The sequence below is a fragment of the Gilliamella sp. BG7 genome (assembly GCF_046635565.1).
Classification (GTDB): domain Bacteria; phylum Pseudomonadota; class Gammaproteobacteria; order Enterobacterales; family Orbaceae; genus Gilliamella; species Gilliamella apicola_P.
In genome coordinates, this window is the sequence record NZ_JBIDFB010000012.1 from 1 (window position 1) to 16,254 (window position 16,254).

Here is a 16,254-nt window from a genome sequence, read left to right on the forward strand (position 1 = left end):
CGAAGAGGAAACTGCTTTGATAATGCGGTTGTTGAAAGTTTTTTCATACACTCAAAACACACATTATTCATGACTGTCACTACAAAACGAGGAAGCAGGCTAATAAAGCACTATTTGAATATATTGAAATCTATTATAATCGGATACGCCGTCATTCAGCCAATAGCTGGGTATCACCTGAACAATATGAACAACAATATTACTAAAACGAAAAAATGATAGGGGAGGGCACTGTCTAATATTTTGGCGAGGATCAAGCGAGTCCCTTCCTGTCATTCTGATTTGTGGCCCAACCGATATGCGTAAATCCATTGATGGCTTGACGGCTATCGTTGCGTACGACTTAGAACAAGAACCATGTTCAGATCGTTTATTCGTCTTTTTCGGTCGAACCAGTAATCGGCTCAAAATCCTGCAATGGTCTACTAATGGTTTTTGGCTGCATTACAAACGCTTAGAAAAAGGAGTATTTCAATGGCCGGGCATCGAAGATGCGCAATTGTCTTTGCAGGTATCGCCAAGGCAGGTCAATTGGCTACTGGATGGCTTACCTCTTAGTCTCGATTAAGCCCACCCAAAAATAACCTACCGTTATCACGAAATTTAGCACGCTCATCTGCTCATGATTGGTATAATCTATGCCATGAAAATGACGCTGAATGACTTACCTGATGATATTGATTTGCTTAAGAAGCTATTGCTTGAGCAAGCGAAGCTGTTGTCAGAAAAAGAAGCTCTGTTGGGTGAAAAGAACGAGCAAATTTACCATTGGAAAGCAGACTATGAACGTCTCCTACAGCAATGACGTTTGGCACAACATCGCCCCAATCGCTGACGCCATTTAATCAGATTGGTCGGATGATATGGCAGTTTATTCATGTGTTGCAGATACATCAGACCTGTCATCAGGCGAGTCGGTAACGCAGCCGCACCTACCGTAGCAAAGTGATGATCCAGTTCACGATCCCAATCGATTACCTTCGCCAAACGTACCAACCGATGGGTCGAGCTGACGATATCCTCCAATCGGGGGCTGAAAGCTTTTTCTTCGTTTTCATAAATCAACGATTCTGCAACGTTTTGGGCTCTGGAGGGCAAAAAAGCGGGTCTGCCATGTTTGATGGTCATTATAAACCATTGTTAATCATATGGTTGTGAATTTTTCAGGATCGACTAACTAACTGGGTGTAGTGCAATAATGGTTTGTGTTAGCATGGTATAGCTATGTTTTGGGTAAATGATTTAGCTATAGATGTGTGGCAATGCAAAACTCATCATGGTATGCGTGGTGGAGGCTTCCAGTACTCTAATACCGCGATTGAAACTGCCTTGATGATGGAGGGGACTTTCTCTATGCCGTTACCTGCACTGCAAGGTTTTTTTGAATTGGCTTTCAAGCCAATGGATGTTACACTAATATAGGTAAAAGTTCAAAGACAATTTACACCAAATATAGCAATAAAACGAGAGGGCTATTCGATATTTCGTTATTGATTCGACAGACCTTAAAGTCTTTGGTAAATGTAAAGTAAGAAAGCAGAACATGGCGCAAAGCAGACTTAGCTATTGATGTGGATACTCACGAAGCTATTAGTACGGAAGCCAGCCTTGTCAATGTTGGCGATATTGAAGTGCAAAGTCTTGCTAGAGCAAATCATAATGAAAATAGGAAACAAATTGGGTAATGCTGCATCTAAAATCGAAGTAAAACCATACTCTTCACTCTATGCCTCTGAAATATGCGATTTGTTTCATTCGTCTATTCATGCTATTGATACCGATATTTACAGCAAAGCACAGCAAGAAGCATGGTGCTCAACACCACCAGATTATCAGAAGTGGTTAGAACGTTTAAATAACACTCAGCCTTGGATGGCTATCTTTGGCTCAAGCCTTGCGGGGTTTGTTGAACTTGGAGATGATGGTTACATAGACTGTCTGTATGTGCATCCTGACTTTCAAAAGCGTGGCATAGCTAGAAAACTCTATGACCATGTGCTTGACTTGGCCCACCAGAAAAAGCTTACACAATTAAGTGTAGATGCTTCAAAAGTGGCCATGCCAATTTTCAAAAAATGGGGTTTTAAAATAAAGCGGGCTAACAAAATATCCAGAGAAAATCAGGTACTGATAAATTACCATATGTATAAACTACTTTGATTTTTATTGAGACCTTTGTACAGTAAAGCTTCACTCAAACTAAATTTTTAACCGCGCTTTTTTGAGGCATTTGGGCTTATATTTAGATCTAAATACCTCTAGATAAGTTACTATTTATTGCCATTTCCCTGTTTTAGGCACAACTTTCCTGCTGTACAGATAACCCTCGTTTGATATCAAAGTTCAATAAGCTGCCTGAAAGATGAGCTTGGATTAGTTCTGTCAATGGAGTTTCAAATTAAACCGTATTTACGAAACCAAAGAATAAGTAGAAAACTTTATGAATAGAGGTGGGCACTGTCTAATATTTTGGCGAGGATCAGTTCTTGGCATGATGAATCGAGTTATGGTTGTTTTTTTGCAGAATTATTATAACTCACATCATGCCGTCTAAAAAATAATCACGAAAGATCAACACGCCCTAATATTTTTATAATTAATGTTTTTATTATTTAGGCTTTTATCGATTAATGATTTTCCTCACTTTGCCAGCCATTTTTAGCTAAAGGAAAGAAACCGACCCCAACCGCAATTAACGCCACAAAAGAGATGTAAATACCAGCACCAAGATAACTATATTGACCTAATAAATGTTCAGGGCTTAATAGATAAATGGTTAATGTTGGTGTAAATGCACTAAATAGCGCATAGGCTAAATTATACGAAAATGACAAACCCGAATAACGAATCGCAGGAGGGAAAGCTCTTGTACCAACTATTGCTGTCATTGCAACAGAACCAATAAATAGCCCAAATACAGCCCAAAGCGAATAAAGTTTAGTTAAGGACATATCTGGCGACAAAGAGCTATAAAATACAATGCTCATAATAGCAAGCCCGCCCCAGCTAATTAGCATTGTTTTGGTTGTACCTATTTTATCTTCTAACCAACCAAAAATAACACAACCGATAGTCAAAGTTAGTGCAGCAATACAACCACCAATACGCCAATCAAGATTAGCAAAATGGTACATGCCACCTACAATACGACCCGGTGTAATCAAAATACCCACCATAATAGCCGTCGATAACGACCAAGTCAAAAGAGCTACAATTAAGCAAGCTGTTTTATGTTTTTGAAGCACGGTAACGACAGGAATATTCTTTTCAATTGCTTTGCGTGCCGCTAACTCTTTAAAGATAGGTGTTTCAGATAAAAATCGACGTAAATAAACCGAAATAACGCCAAAAATACCACCAATAATAAACGGAATACGCCAAGCATAATCTAAAATATTTACGGAGGTAAAACAAAGATCAATAATGATAGTCACAATAAAGCCAAGTAAAATACCGCCAGTAATACCTGAAGTTAACGTACCGATACCTAAACCATAACGTTGCTTTGGCACATGCTCAGCAATGAACACCCAAGCTCCTGGCATTTCACCACCAATAGCAGCACCTTGAAGCATACGCATCACTAATAATAACAGAGGTGCAAAAATACCAATTACTTCATAAGTTGGTAAAACACCAATGATAAATGTTGGTAATGCCATCATAGCCACGCTTAAGGTAAACATTCGCTTACGTCCCACTTTATCACCAAAGTGCGCCATAATAATGCCACCAACAGGACGAACCAAATAACCAGCAGCAAAAATACCCCATGCAAATAAATCTAACGTTAATGGTGATAAAAAATGAGGTAAAAATAGTGGTTTTACAATGGTATCGATGTAAAGCGCATAAATAACAAAATCATAAAATTCTAATGTACCACCCAAAGAGGACAAAACTAACGTTTTAAAATCCTGCCGATTTAATGGTCGAGCACTAGGCTGCCATTCTGCGTTGATTACAGACTGAATCATGAAAAAACCTTATTATTAAATTAAGTTAGAAAATAAAAAATCTATCTTTTATTGATTTAAGTTAAAAACGTGAGATTCATTCTGCCACAAAAAAAAGGCTTTTTTTTCATCATAAAAAAATTTAATGTATGTAACAAAACTACTTATTTGATTTATAATTCAACTAATCGAAACTTAAAAAATATAAATCACGATAAAGCATAATCAATAATGGATAAATTAGATAAAATTTGATGACAAATAACAACAAAGTACGCTGTAGTTGGGTTTTGGATGACCCAATATACATTCATTACCACGATAACGAATGGGGCATCCCCCAATATGATAGCCTTAAACTATTTGAAAAAATTTGCCTTGAAGGGCAACAAGCGGGATTATCGTGGATCACTGTTCTAAAAAAACGCGATGAATATCGACGTTGCTTTTTTAATTTCGACCCACAAAAAATTATTCAGCTAATGCCTGAAGATATTGAACATCTTTTAAAAAATAAAGGACTAATTCGTAATCGTTTAAAGCTAAATAGCATTGTAAAAAATGCTCATGCTTATTTAAACATGCAAAAAAGTGGCGAAGATTTCTCGCAATTTATCTGGTCTTTTGTTGATAATAAACCAATTATTAACCATTTTAACGACAAAAGCGAAGTCCCCATAAGTACTGATATATCAGAAAAAATGTCAAAAGCGCTAAAAAACAAAGGATTTACATTTGTTGGTTCTACCATCTGTTACGCTTTTATGCAGTCCATGGGATTAGTTAACGATCATTTTGAAAATTGTTATAAAAAATAAGGGAAAAAATGGATGATAGTAAAATCAATAAAGTATGGTATAGCGTTAATATTAGCCTATTTCATTATTGCTAACATTTCGATTTATATTTCTTCGTTACAAAAAACAATAAAAAATGCCGATACCGTAGTTGTATTGGGATCACAAGTTATTAATACACCTGCCATAGCTCCACCTACTTTAGCCTAGCGTTTAAATATTGCCATAAATTGTTTGCAAAACAACCCATCAACCAAAGTTGTTGTTTGTGGCGGACAAGGCAAAGACGAATCTGCAACTGAAGCTAGTGTAATGGCTCAATATTTAATTGAAAAAGGGATCGATGCTAATCGAATTTATCAAGAAGACAAATCAACCCGAACAGCCCAACAATTTATCTATGCAAATCGTATATTACCCTTAGGAAAAACGGTTGTGGTAACCAATGATTTTCATTTATTGCGATCGCTAATGCTTGCTAAACGTTCAGGAATTAACGAAGTATCAGGCTTAGCCGCGCCATTAGATTTGACTAATGGCGATAAATATATCGCATTAATAAGAGAACCCCTAGCACTAGCAAATTCTTGGTTATTTGACCATCCAAGCGATAGTAAAACCTCTAAAAACCAATTACCAAGTCAACCATCTAACTAAAATCATCGGCACATTACGGCAAAAGCACGGGTAACTACTGTTTTTGCCGTGCGTCCATGATATCATTAACTATTAAAATTTAAATCAGCTACAGATAAATATGAAATCAGACACAATTGTTGCACAAGCAACACCACCAGGTCGTGGTGGTGTAGGTATATTGCGCATTTCTGGACCCCAAGCCCAAGCCGTGGCTCAGGCAGTATTAGGGCAAATACCCAAACCAAGGTATGCGCATTATCTTCCTTTTTTAGCTACTGATGGTTCAATCTTAGATGAAGGTATTGCGCTGTTTTTCCCAAATCCACACTCTTTTACAGGCGAAGATGTACTTGAATTACAAGGGCACGGTGGTCCAGTTATTTTGGATCTACTTTTAAAGCGTATATTAGAACTTCCTAACATCCGTATTGCAAAGCCGGGAGAGTTTTCAGAGCGTGCATTTTTAAATGACAAACTAGATCTGGCTCAAGCCGAAGCTATTGCTGATTTGATTGATGCTAGCTCAGAACAAGCGGCAAAATCGGCAATATCATCTTTGCAAGGAGTATTTTCTAAAAAAGTGAATGCATTGGTTGAATCCTTAATTCATTTACGCATATTCACCGAGGCAGCAATCGACTTTCCTGAAGAAGAAATTGACTTTTTATCTGACGGCAAAATAGAAGCACAGCTTAGCCAGGTCATAACTGGTTTAAGCGAAGTTTGCCAAGAAGCTAAACAAGGATCACTGTTACGAGAAGGCATGAAAGTAGTCATAGCAGGGCGTCCTAATGCAGGAAAATCAAGCTTACTAAATGCATTAGCTGGGCGTGAAGCTGCCATTGTGACCGATATCGCAGGCACCACGCGTGATGTACTGCGTGAACATATCCATATTGATGGCATGCCACTACACATTATTGATACCGCAGGTTTACGAGAAGCTAGTGACGAAGTAGAACGAATTGGTATAGAACGTGCTTGGCAAGAAATTGAGCAAGCTGATCGTGTATTATTTATGGTTGACAGCACAACCACAACAGAAACCAACCCAGAAAAGCTATGGCCTGAATTTATTGAACGCTTACCTAAAAATATGCCAGTAACCGTAATTCGTAATAAAGCCGATTTAACAGGCGAAAAGCTAGGATATAGTGAAGTAAATGGCTACTCACTGATTCAGCTTTCAGCTCGAACGGGGGAAGGCATTTCACTATTACGCGATCACCTAAAACAAACAATGGGCTTTACCAGTAGCACAGAAGGTGGATTTTTAGCACGTCGCCGCCACCTTCAAGCACTTGAAAAGGCAGCCGAGCACTTAAATAATGGTAAACACCAACTAGTCACCTTCCATGCTGGTGAATTGCTCGCTGAAGAGCTAAGATTAGCGCAAGAATCCTTAAGCGAAATCACAGGAGAATTTACTTCTGATGATTTATTAAGCCGTATATTCAGTTCGTTTTGTATCGGTAAGTAGTAAATTTTATGCTAAACAGAGTCTAGCGGAATATTGCCTATTTTTGCTCGGTAAGATTTCGGACGTTATCACTGATGCATTTATTTCCACAAAAGTTAAAACGTCCGAAACCAAATAAATTTAACTAAATCTCCTTTTAATGACTGATTTTATAAAAATTTAATTGTTATTTGAATGTTTCAACAAATTTTAAAGTTTTGAATATATTTCAACGAATTAACTTGTTTTTTACTATGAAATTCTATTTTATAAAAATCAGATAACTATCAATTTATGTAAATCATAATCTGAATAAATTTAAATAATTCGTAACTCCTTTAATGATAATTTTATAAACGCATAAAAAATAGGTGCAAAAATTAAACCAATAACGCCAAAAAGAGTTTCTAAAAATAACATCGCGATTAATAATTCACAGATACCAGCGTGAATTTTTGTACCAACAATTTTAGCATTAAGTACATATTCCATTTTATGAATTAAAATTAAATAAACAATAATTATCATTGAAACAGAAAATGATACGGTAAATGCGACAAAAAAGATTAATGTATTGACAATCAGGTTTCCAATAATTGGTATTAGACCAAAAATAAATGTTGCTAGCACTAAACTTTTACTAAACGGTAAATGAATACCAAACAAAGGCAAAATAATAAATAGTAAAATGGCGGTCATTACGGTATTAAATAATGCAATCACAACTTGGGAGATAGCTACATATTGGAAAACCACAACTAATCGGTTTAGGCTGGTTTTCAAGGCTTTAATTAATGGCCTTTGCGTAATTTGATTCTGATTAGTGTTGCGTTGATTTTCTTTATAGCCCAAAATTAATCCGATGATCATTCCTACAATTAATATAATTAAATCATGAAATACTTTTTTGATAACAGATTGTAGATAAAATACATGATCTTTAAGATAAATCATTATAGTTGATTTAACTTCATCTAGATCATCAGGTAAATAATGGGTAATACTTGGTGGTAGGCTGTTGATTACATTGTTGACCAATAATTTTAGATTCGTTAACGTTTCGGTTGGATGTTTAGCCATATCAACAAACCAAGCAAATAAATACCAAAATCCACCAATAAAAATGCCAATAATTAAAGTGGTAAGTACTAATACCGAAATTAATTTTGACCTATGGCTAAAACGTATCATTTTTCGTGATAAAAAATCATCTAATTTTTGAGTTAATGTATAGGTTAATAAACCAGCAAATACTGCTGGCATTAAATGTACTTGCATTAAGATAATAAAACCAACGGAAAATAGAGCAAGGCAAAACAGACCTAATTTTTGGTTGTTATTAAGTAACATTGTTGAATTATTTCCTTTAATAATCAATTCAATATATTAAAACTATGAGTATATGAAGTAAAAAATAGATAAAATTATAACAGATGGTTAGTTATTCGTCCGCTTATTATTACTAGCTAAACAAAGTCAGTTTTAACAAATATTTTTTTATAGTGATAAAAATAAGGGAATGCAGTCTGTCATATAAATTCTAAGGTATAAAACTATTTAAAATAATCTTATACCTTTAAAGTGAGGTTGTTTAACAACCTCTTTTATATTTTGGAAATGACTAAGGGCAATGCTATTTAATTACATTAAAGTTAACATCGCGAGTACTTCGGAGGGCATCAATAAATTGCCTTAATTCTTTACGGTAACTTTACTCAGGATCGTTTTCTTTTGTGCATACAGAAGTATAGCTTTTCGCCATTGCATCATTTGAGGCTAAATTATTGTATGGTTTTGTAAAATCACTACCTTTTAATGTCATAAGGTGATTCCAATCATTTAACAGGCCTTCCATATATTTGCGACCTTCTTCGCATTTGATGCTATTTAAGTTAATCTTAGGAATAACATATTGGCTTATCTCGCTGAACTTTTTAGGCTGGTAAGGAAAACTAATGTCTTCTTGTTCATCTTCTTTTATGAGCTCAATAAAGTCGCTTTCACGATATAATTTTCTAAAAATTTCTTGATAAGATTGGTTTTTCTTTAATCTTAGGTCTTGGGTTATTTCTTCTGGGAAAGCCTGATCATAAGAATAATTCCAATGATAATCACTCCTTTCAATCAATATATCATTGATTAATTTTGCTGGCATTTCTATTTCTTGCTCTTTACCATCAATAATAGCTAGGATTTTATTGATTTCTCTGTTTTGTTTTAAGATCTTTTCGTATTCCTCATCACTAATTTCAGAGGTTGAATAGATGACTGTATATAAATAATAATTGCTTTGAGTTGGGTTAATAAAACCTGATTCTCCAAATTGAGCCGGTTTTACGACAAAATTGAAGTCGTCATTATTATACGATAAGGTATGTTTGCCGTATTCAAATGTATAATTAACACCTGATTTGGCCGGGATAGTTAGTTCTTTACCATCGATAGCGACTTTTATTTGGTTAGCAGTAGGATTGTCAATCCAACGGTCGATAGAGCTAGGTTCAGAACAGCCTATAAGTATTAAACTGCAAATTAGTAGTAAAAAATATTTTATTTTTTTAATAATAATTATTTTATATGTACAAAAAGTAATCGAAAGCTATCATATTTATGGAAAAAATAAATAATTTTGAATCAAATAGTGATAAAAATTGCTATATTTGCTTTTTATTTGAACAAAAGAAATTTGAAAAGAGAGGTTTTTATGAAATTAATAGTCGATAATATGAGTTGCCAACACTGTGTTAAAGCAATAACAAAAGCAATTAATGATATTGATCCAAATGCAAAAGTGACCGTTGATTTAACCAAACGCGAGGTTGATATCGAAAATAGTTCTATTTCGCAAGAATCAGCTATTGTGGCGATTGATGAAGCTGGCTACCAGTTTGTTAGTATCCTTAATTAATTCAGTTCATTTCGATATTTATTTAAGCATAAAATGCTTAACTAAAGATAGTTTCGACAAACATACATAAATGTTTGTCGAACTAATAAGATTAGATTATTCATTCTTTTTTAAAATAAAATCAATAATATTTTTGAGCATATTTGGAAAATTTTTGATAAAAAATTTATTATTGAAGACTTATTACCACCATTGATAAAAATGGTGTGTTGGTCCAATTCCTTTCCCTATATTTAAATAATCGGCATGGCTGATTGCGCCGTGTAGGTAATTTTTTGCTTGAGCTATTGCATTTTGTAAGCTGTTTTTAGGTAATAATGCGGCAATGGCAGCGGATAATGTGCACCCCGTTCCATGAGTATTTTTAGTTTGGATGCGTGGAAAGGTCATTCTTATTATATTATTGTGTGTGATCAAATAATCTGTGCTTTCTTTGCTTGGTAAGTGTCCACCTTTCATTAATACTGCTTTGCAACCTAGTTTGAGTAATTTTTGCCCTTGGTTTTGCATTTCATCTTCGGTTTTTGCTTCATCACAATCAAGTAATGCAGCAGCTTCAGGTAGGTTGGGAGTGATAATGGTTGCTAGGGGTAATAAAAGCTCACGAATGGCCGTTACAGCATCGGATTTTAAAAGAGGGTGTCCACCTTTGGCAACCATTACGGTATCTAACACGATAGCAGGAATAGGGTTTGTTTTAAGTAGGTAGTGAACGGTTGTGACTATTTTTTTATTCATTAGCATACCTATTTTTACGCTATCAATTTGAATATCTTTATAAAGCGTATTAAATTGGGCTTCAACAAATTCGGGCGATATAGCTAATACCGCATCAACCCCTTGGGTGCTTTGTGCTGTTAGTGCGGTGATAACTGACATACCATACGCACCAAGTGCAGAAAAGGTTTTTAAATCGGCTTGAATACCAGCACCACCGCTAGGATCAGATCCTGCAATGGTTAATGCAATTGTTGTCATGATTGTATTTCCTATTTAGCTTGTTTGATTTTGTTGATAAGCGATAATGTTGCTTGTTGAATATCTTTTTTGCCACAAATAGCCGAAACTACAGCAACGCCGTCAATGCCCGTTTGAATAATGTTAGTTACATTGCTTTCATCAATACCACCAATGGCAACAGCTGGGCACTGTTTTAGTTTGACTAATTCAGTTAATTGTTCAGTTCCTATTGCTACCGTTGCATTTTTTTTGGTTGTGGTTGGGAAGATAGGGCCTATGCCAATATAATTAATCTGCTGCCAAGGAACTGCTTCAAGTTGTTGTTGGCTAGTTACCGAAAGGCCTAACCATTTATCTTTGCCGATAAGTTGTCGAGCTATATCAACAGGCAAATCACTTTGCCCAATATGGACACCATCGGCATCAACCGCTAAAGCAATATCTACATGGTCATTTATAAATAGTGGAACAAAGGTGTCGCTTAATGCTTCTTTCAATGCTAAGGCAGCGTAGTACCAATCTTTACCGCTAAATTCATGTTCAGATCTTAACTGTATTGCAGTCACACCATTTGAAACAGCAATTTTTGTGGTGTTTATCATGCCATTAATGCCACCGCATAATAATGGATCAAGGACTAAATAGAGGGTTAAATCCAGTCGTTTTTTCATTTGATTTCCTTATTAAAGTGATGGGTTAAATGTTGAGAGTTGATCTAATAGTGATATCGAGAAAGTTCCTAATCCTTGTTGTTTATTAGCTAGCTCACCAGCTTTTTTCATCATAAAACATGCACAGGCAATGGCTGATAATGGGTCAGGCGAATTAGCTATGAAAGCCGCTACCATTGCAGATAATGAACATCCTGTGCCTGTTACTTTTGTTAAAGCAATATCACCACCAGTTATACTATATGTGCTGTTTCCGTTAGTTATATAGTCAACATCGCCCGTCATTGTGACAATAGTTTGATATTTTTGCGCAAACTCTTGGGCAGCGTTTAAAGCTGATTGAGTTGTGTCTTGACCGTCGGGGCCTTTTGAGAAAGATTTTTGACCATTTAGTGCTAAAATTTCTGAAGCATTACCTCGTATTACTGTGGGATTAAATGATAATAATTGATGTGCAATTTCAGTTCGATAATTAAGTGCAGTTCCTACAGCAACAGGATCGAGTACCCATGGGGTTTGTGTTTGCTGTGCCTTGGCGGCCGCTAATAGCATACTTTGGGCTGTGTTGCTGTGAATAGTGCCAATATTAATCAGTAAGCTATCGGCAATGTTGACAAATTCAGCAACTTCTTGTTCGGCAATCACCATTGCTGGAGATGCACCAATAGCAAGTAGTACATTGGCAGTAAAGTTTTGGACTACATCATTAGTAATGCAATGCACTAGTGGGCGTTGTTGTTTTATATGATTGATAAAAGGAGCGGTTTGGGTAATTTGGTATGATTTAGCTGCTGACATATTTCTTCCTTTCTTACTGATTTATTAATTTATAAATGTCGGGAAGAATTTGCCAATTTAAGGCTTTTATGGCTTAGACTTCCCTACGCTGGTATAATCCAGATCAGGTTCAACGGGTGAAATCTCAGTTTTTTGTTTAGACAAAAAACACCCCGAGTCAAAATGAATTTTTTATTATGAACTGATTATTTGTTTTTAACAAGCTATTGTAATAATCTTTCAATATCAGTAATTGCTTTTCTATCTGGTAAGAAGATTATTAGATGATCATTGTCTTCAATGGTTAAATCAGTATTAATGATAATAACATCTTCTCCACGTACTACAGCTCCAATAGTTGCGCCTGATGGAAGTTTTAAGCTATTAATATTTTTGCCAACCAGCCTTGATGTTTCACTATTACCATTAGCAATAATTTCGACAATTTCGGATTCTCCTTGTCTTAATGAAACAACTTTAACAACCCCAGTTTGTCTAACATGGCTTAATAGCTCAGATATTGTGGCGTGTTGTGGGGAAATCGCAATATCAATCACACTATCATTAATTAGTTCAAGATAGGCTTGGCGTTGAATTAATACAATTACTTTTTTCGCTCCCATTCTTTTGGCTAACATGGAGGACATGATGTTGGATTCATCATCACTGGTAACAGCGATAAATAGATCAGTAAGTTCAACTTGTTCTTGTGAGAGCAATTCTTGATCCGATGATTCACCATGTAATACTGTTGTATTAACGAGTTGCTCGGCAATTAATTCAGCTCGTTCGGCGTTCCGCTCAATTAATTTGACTTGATAGTCATTTTCTAAACGTTTTGCTAAAGCGACAGCTACACCACCACCGCCACTGATAATTATTCGTTTATATGGTTTTTCTAACCGTTGTAACTCACTGGTCACCGCTTTGATATTAACGGGGGGAGTTATAAAGTAGACCATATCGCCCGCTTCTATAAGTGTTGAACCAAGCGGTCGAATAAAATGGTTTTTACGATAAATAGCTACTACTCGAGCTTCAACATGCGGTAAATGTTCTTTAAGTTCTGATAACTCACTACCTACTAAAGCACCACCATAATAAGCGGTGACGGCAACTAAACAGACACGATTGTCGTAAAAAGATGCAAATTGTAGCGAACCAGGATATTGTACTAATTGACTAATATGGTTGGTGATAAGATTTTCTGGAGCAATAATGTGATTTATATTTATACAATCTTTATTGAAAAGAGGGTAGTTTTCGTCATTGTATTCAGGTGCTCTAATGCGTGCGACTTTTTGTGGAATGTTAAATATGACATGACCAATTTGGCAGGCCATCATGTTGACTTCATCAGAGTTAGTTACAGCAACAAGCATATCAGCTGATTCAGCTCCGGCACTTTCTAAAACTTGTGGGTATGATGATTTTCCGCAAATCACCTGTAAATCAAAACGTTCTTGTAATGATTGCAATTTATTATAATTTTCATCAATCACCGTGACATCGTTTTGTTTTTCGGTAACAAGATATTCAGCAAGCGCACTACCTGTTTGTCCTGCACCAAGAATAATAATCTTCATAACTAACCTGTATATTTAAATGGCTTTAATTGTTCCCCATTTTCCCTGTATATTAAAGCCATTGCATACTGTTTTATTTTTATTAACAATCAGTTATTAATTTTTCAATTATACAAAACCGATTGCATTATAAACTTTTTTCAAAGTTGGTTCGGCTTTTGAGCGTGCTTTTTCTGCTCCTTCTTGCATTATTGAAATTAGATAACTTTCATCATCTCGATACTGATGATACTTTGCTTGAAGTTTAGTTAGCATATCAATGACTTGTGTTGCTACTTCAGTTTTAAGATGACCATACATCTTGCCTTCGAACTCTTTTTCAAGTTCGCAGATAGGCTTACCTGTCACGCCAGTTAAAATGTCAAGTAGGTTTGAAACACCAGCTTTATTTTTTAGATCGTAACGTACCACAGGTGGCTCATCTGAATCGGTCATTGCACGTTTGATTTTTTTCTCGATATCTTTTGGATTTTCGAGTAAACCAATTACGTTATTGCGGGTTTCGTCTGATTTAGACATTTTTTTAGTGGGTTCTTGTAGTGACATGACGCGAGCACCCACTTTCGAGATAAAAGGCTCAGGAATAGTAAATATGTCACCGTAAAGCGCATTAAATCGCATAGCAATATCGCGTGATAATTCGAGATGTTGTTTTTGATCGTCACCTACAGGTACTAAATTTGCTTGATAGAGTAAAATATCCGCAGCCATTAGTACAGGGTAATCAAACAATCCCGCATTGATGTTTTCAGAATGACGAGATGATTTATCTTTAAATTGAGTCATACGGCTAAGTTCACCAAAATAGGTGTAACAATTTAATGCCCAGCCGAGTTCTGCATGTGCAGGCACTTGTGACTGTACAAAAATGGTACTTTTTTGCGGATTAATACCGCAAGCTAAATATAGAGCGAGTGTGTCTAATGTAGCTTTACGTAATTTGTTTGGATCTTGGCGTACGGTAATCGCATGTTGATTGACGATGCAATAAATGCAATCATATTCATCTTGCAGAGCGACCCAATTCTTTAAAGCACCTAAGTAGTTACCAAGTGTTAGTTCTCCTGATGGCTGAGCGCCACTAAATACAATCGGTTTGCTCATAATTTATTCCTAATCTATGCTAATTATTTTTTTGCCTTAGCTTTTGGCTGAGGTAATAATGTTAATATGTCTTTAAAATCGTCAAATAAGAAATCAGGGTTGCTACTGGCGATCGATATGCCATAGTTATAACCATAGCTTAATGCAACAGTTGGACAGTTAGCATTTTGGGCTGCAGTAATATCATTTTTTGAATCACCAACAAAAAGTAACTGATCACTAAACAATCCAAATTTAGCCATTACTTGGTATAAAGGGGCCGGGTGTGGTTTTAGTTTAATCACATCTCCCCCACCAAGCACTAATGAAAAGTACTCTTTTATGCCTAAAGAAGTCAGCAAAGCAGGCAAAAATTGTGCGGGTTTATTGGTTACTAAAGCTAGTGGATAATTATTATCGTGAAGTACTTTTAAAGTCTCTTTAACGTTGGGAAACAGTTTTGTTTCTGCATCAATGACTTTATCATAGTGTTGATTAAATAGATCTTTAGCTTTGGAAAATAGTTCTAATGATGAATCAACTTCAATTGCTTTGAATACTCGTTCTAGCATAATATCAATACCATTACCTACAAAGTTTTTGATTTTCTCGTTACTGATTGTAGGTAGATTCAAGTCTGCTAACATATTTTGTGTTGCCAATGCTAGTCCTGGTACGCTGTCAACTAATGTGCCATCTAAATCAAAAGCTACTGCTTGAATATTTTCTAGTTTATTCATGTTCAACTCCTGCTAACTCTTTACGCATGGCGTCAATAACTGTTTTATAATCAGGTTGGCTAAATATAGCTGAACCAGCAACAAACATATCGGCGCCAGCTCTAGCTATTTTGGCAATATTGTCAATTTTTACGCCACCATCAATTTCTAACCGAATATTGCATCCAGATTCAATAATACGCTGTTTGGCTTGTTGTAATTTCTTAATTGTTGAAGGTATAAAAGATTGACCTCCAAAACCTGGGTTAACACTCATTAATAAAATAATATCAATTTTATCTATGACATAATCTAAATAATCAAGCGGTGTAGCTGGATTAAATACAATACCAGCTGTGCAACCATGATCTTTAATTAACTGTAATGAACGATCCAAATGGACAGTAGCTTCTGGATGGATAGATATATTGGTTGCGCCAGCTTTGGCAAATGAGGTAATTATCTCTTCAACAGGCGATACCATCAAATGCACATCAATAGGGGCTTTAATACCATAGTCTCGTAAAGCTTTACAAAACATTGACCCCATTGTGAGATTAGGTACAAAATGGTTGTCCATAACATCAAAATGTATTACATCAGCTCCTGCATCTAGCACTTTTTGAGTATCTTCACCAAGGCGAGCAAAATCAGCTGATAATATTGATGGAGCAATAATGTATTCTTTCATAACTTACC

18 protein-coding genes, 3 pseudogenes and 1 riboswitch are annotated in these 16,254 nt (G+C 35.7%); of the genes and pseudogenes, 10 read left to right on the plus strand and 11 right to left on the minus strand.

The features are described from left to right. The 3 genes and pseudogenes from ACGH49_RS08490 to ACGH49_RS08500 all read left to right on the plus strand — a co-directional run. Positions 1 to 206, plus strand: a pseudogene (locus ACGH49_RS08490) (IS3 family transposase); the annotation flags it as partial. A gap of 74 nt (positions 207 to 280) precedes the next feature. Further along, a complete protein-coding gene (tnpB, locus tag ACGH49_RS08495; protein WP_411589057.1) occupies positions 281 to 568 on the plus strand; it encodes an IS66 family insertion sequence element accessory protein TnpB in 288 nt (95 codons plus the stop codon). 54 nt (positions 569 to 622) lie between these two features. Next, the gene (locus ACGH49_RS08500) at positions 623 to 805 is read left to right on the plus strand and encodes a hypothetical protein (RefSeq protein ID WP_411589062.1); all 183 of its coding nucleotides are present in this window, start codon (positions 623 to 625) and stop codon (positions 803 to 805) included. A 17-nt stretch (positions 806 to 822) separates the two neighbouring features. On the opposite strand, the pseudogene ACGH49_RS08505 reads toward ACGH49_RS08500, so the two are convergent. After that, positions 823 to 1,065: pseudogene (locus ACGH49_RS08505) on the minus strand (IS5/IS1182 family transposase); the annotation flags it as partial. A gap of 150 nt (positions 1,066 to 1,215) precedes the next feature. Here ACGH49_RS08505 and ACGH49_RS08510 point away from each other — a divergent pair. Both ACGH49_RS08510 and ACGH49_RS08515 read left to right on the plus strand, forming a co-directional pair. Next, positions 1,216 to 1,634, plus strand: a pseudogene (locus ACGH49_RS08510) (transposase); the annotation flags it as partial. A gap of 25 nt (positions 1,635 to 1,659) precedes the next feature. Further along, positions 1,660 to 2,160 carry a GNAT family N-acetyltransferase gene (locus ACGH49_RS08515; RefSeq protein WP_180214384.1) on the plus strand — a complete coding sequence of 167 codons (501 nt, stop codon included), beginning with the start codon at positions 1,660 to 1,662 and terminating at the stop codon, positions 2,158 to 2,160. A gap of 467 nt (positions 2,161 to 2,627) precedes the next feature. Here ACGH49_RS08515 and ACGH49_RS08520 read toward each other — a convergent pair whose 3' ends face one another. Further along, positions 2,628 to 3,977 (minus strand): MFS transporter, encoded by a 1,350-nt coding sequence (locus ACGH49_RS08520; protein WP_411589009.1) that lies wholly within the window; start codon positions 3,975 to 3,977, stop codon positions 2,628 to 2,630. A gap of 233 nt (positions 3,978 to 4,210) precedes the next feature. Between ACGH49_RS08520 and ACGH49_RS08525 the strand changes: the two genes are divergently transcribed. The 4 genes from ACGH49_RS08525 (at position 4,211) to mnmE (ending at position 6,872) form a co-directional block, all read left to right on the plus strand. Next, positions 4,211 to 4,774 (plus strand): DNA-3-methyladenine glycosylase I, encoded by a 564-nt coding sequence (locus ACGH49_RS08525; RefSeq protein WP_411589010.1) that lies wholly within the window; start codon positions 4,211 to 4,213, stop codon positions 4,772 to 4,774. Between the two features lie 12 nt (positions 4,775 to 4,786). Beyond that, entirely contained in the window at positions 4,787 to 4,963 is a 177-nt protein-coding gene (locus tag ACGH49_RS08530; protein ID WP_411589011.1) for a hypothetical protein, read from the plus strand. A 9-nt stretch (positions 4,964 to 4,972) separates the two neighbouring features. Continuing rightward, positions 4,973 to 5,410, plus strand: a complete 438-nt coding sequence (locus ACGH49_RS08535) for a YdcF family protein (protein ID WP_411589058.1) — start codon at positions 4,973 to 4,975, stop codon at positions 5,408 to 5,410. A gap of 100 nt (positions 5,411 to 5,510) precedes the next feature. Then, positions 5,511 to 6,872 carry a tRNA uridine-5-carboxymethylaminomethyl(34) synthesis GTPase MnmE gene (gene mnmE / locus ACGH49_RS08540; protein WP_411589012.1) on the plus strand — a complete coding sequence of 454 codons (1,362 nt, stop codon included), beginning with the start codon at positions 5,511 to 5,513 and terminating at the stop codon, positions 6,870 to 6,872. Positions 6,873 to 7,169: 297 nt separating this feature from the next. On the opposite strand, the gene ACGH49_RS08545 is transcribed toward mnmE, so the two are convergent. Continuing rightward, positions 7,170 to 8,201 (minus strand): AI-2E family transporter, encoded by a 1,032-nt coding sequence (locus ACGH49_RS08545; RefSeq protein WP_296207181.1) that lies wholly within the window; start codon positions 8,199 to 8,201, stop codon positions 7,170 to 7,172. A 361-nt stretch (positions 8,202 to 8,562) separates the two neighbouring features. Beyond that, positions 8,563 to 9,006: a hypothetical protein gene (locus tag ACGH49_RS08550; protein WP_411589013.1), complete on the minus strand. Its 444-nt coding sequence runs from the start codon at positions 9,004 to 9,006 to the stop codon at positions 8,563 to 8,565. Between the two features lie 549 nt (positions 9,007 to 9,555). Between ACGH49_RS08550 and ACGH49_RS08555 the strand changes: the two genes are divergently transcribed. After that, positions 9,556 to 9,759, plus strand: coding sequence for a heavy-metal-associated domain-containing protein (locus tag ACGH49_RS08555; protein WP_065606611.1), 204 nt, complete (start codon positions 9,556 to 9,558; stop codon positions 9,757 to 9,759). Between the two features lie 183 nt (positions 9,760 to 9,942). Here ACGH49_RS08555 and thiD read toward each other — a convergent pair whose 3' ends face one another. From thiD to rpe, 7 genes are all read right to left on the minus strand, one after another. Next, positions 9,943 to 10,737 (minus strand): bifunctional hydroxymethylpyrimidine kinase/phosphomethylpyrimidine kinase, encoded by a 795-nt coding sequence (thiD, locus tag ACGH49_RS08560; protein WP_411589015.1) that lies wholly within the window; start codon positions 10,735 to 10,737, stop codon positions 9,943 to 9,945. A gap of 11 nt (positions 10,738 to 10,748) precedes the next feature. Further along, positions 10,749 to 11,390 (minus strand): thiamine phosphate synthase, encoded by a 642-nt coding sequence (gene thiE, locus ACGH49_RS08565; RefSeq protein WP_411589016.1) that lies wholly within the window; start codon positions 11,388 to 11,390, stop codon positions 10,749 to 10,751. Between the two features lie 12 nt (positions 11,391 to 11,402). Continuing rightward, positions 11,403 to 12,188 carry a hydroxyethylthiazole kinase gene (gene thiM / locus ACGH49_RS08570; RefSeq protein WP_411589017.1) on the minus strand — a complete coding sequence of 262 codons (786 nt, stop codon included), beginning with the start codon at positions 12,186 to 12,188 and terminating at the stop codon, positions 11,403 to 11,405. Positions 12,189 to 12,251: 63 nt separating this feature from the next. Further along, positions 12,252 to 12,353, minus strand: a riboswitch (TPP riboswitch). Positions 12,354 to 12,391: 38 nt separating this feature from the next. Further along, positions 12,392 to 13,753 (minus strand): Trk system potassium transporter TrkA, encoded by a 1,362-nt coding sequence (gene trkA, locus ACGH49_RS08575; protein ID WP_411589018.1) that lies wholly within the window; start codon positions 13,751 to 13,753, stop codon positions 12,392 to 12,394. A 108-nt stretch (positions 13,754 to 13,861) separates the two neighbouring features. Further along, positions 13,862 to 14,857 carry a tryptophan--tRNA ligase gene (trpS, locus tag ACGH49_RS08580; RefSeq protein WP_065606619.1) on the minus strand — a complete coding sequence of 332 codons (996 nt, stop codon included), beginning with the start codon at positions 14,855 to 14,857 and terminating at the stop codon, positions 13,862 to 13,864. Between the two features lie 23 nt (positions 14,858 to 14,880). Then, positions 14,881 to 15,576, minus strand: coding sequence for a phosphoglycolate phosphatase (locus ACGH49_RS08585; protein ID WP_065606621.1), 696 nt, complete (start codon positions 15,574 to 15,576; stop codon positions 14,881 to 14,883). Beyond that, positions 15,569 to 16,246, minus strand: coding sequence for a ribulose-phosphate 3-epimerase (rpe, locus tag ACGH49_RS08590; protein WP_065606623.1), 678 nt, complete (start codon positions 16,244 to 16,246; stop codon positions 15,569 to 15,571). The genes ACGH49_RS08585 and rpe overlap by 8 nt, the downstream gene beginning before the upstream one ends. Positions 16,247 to 16,254 lie beyond the last annotated feature (8 nt).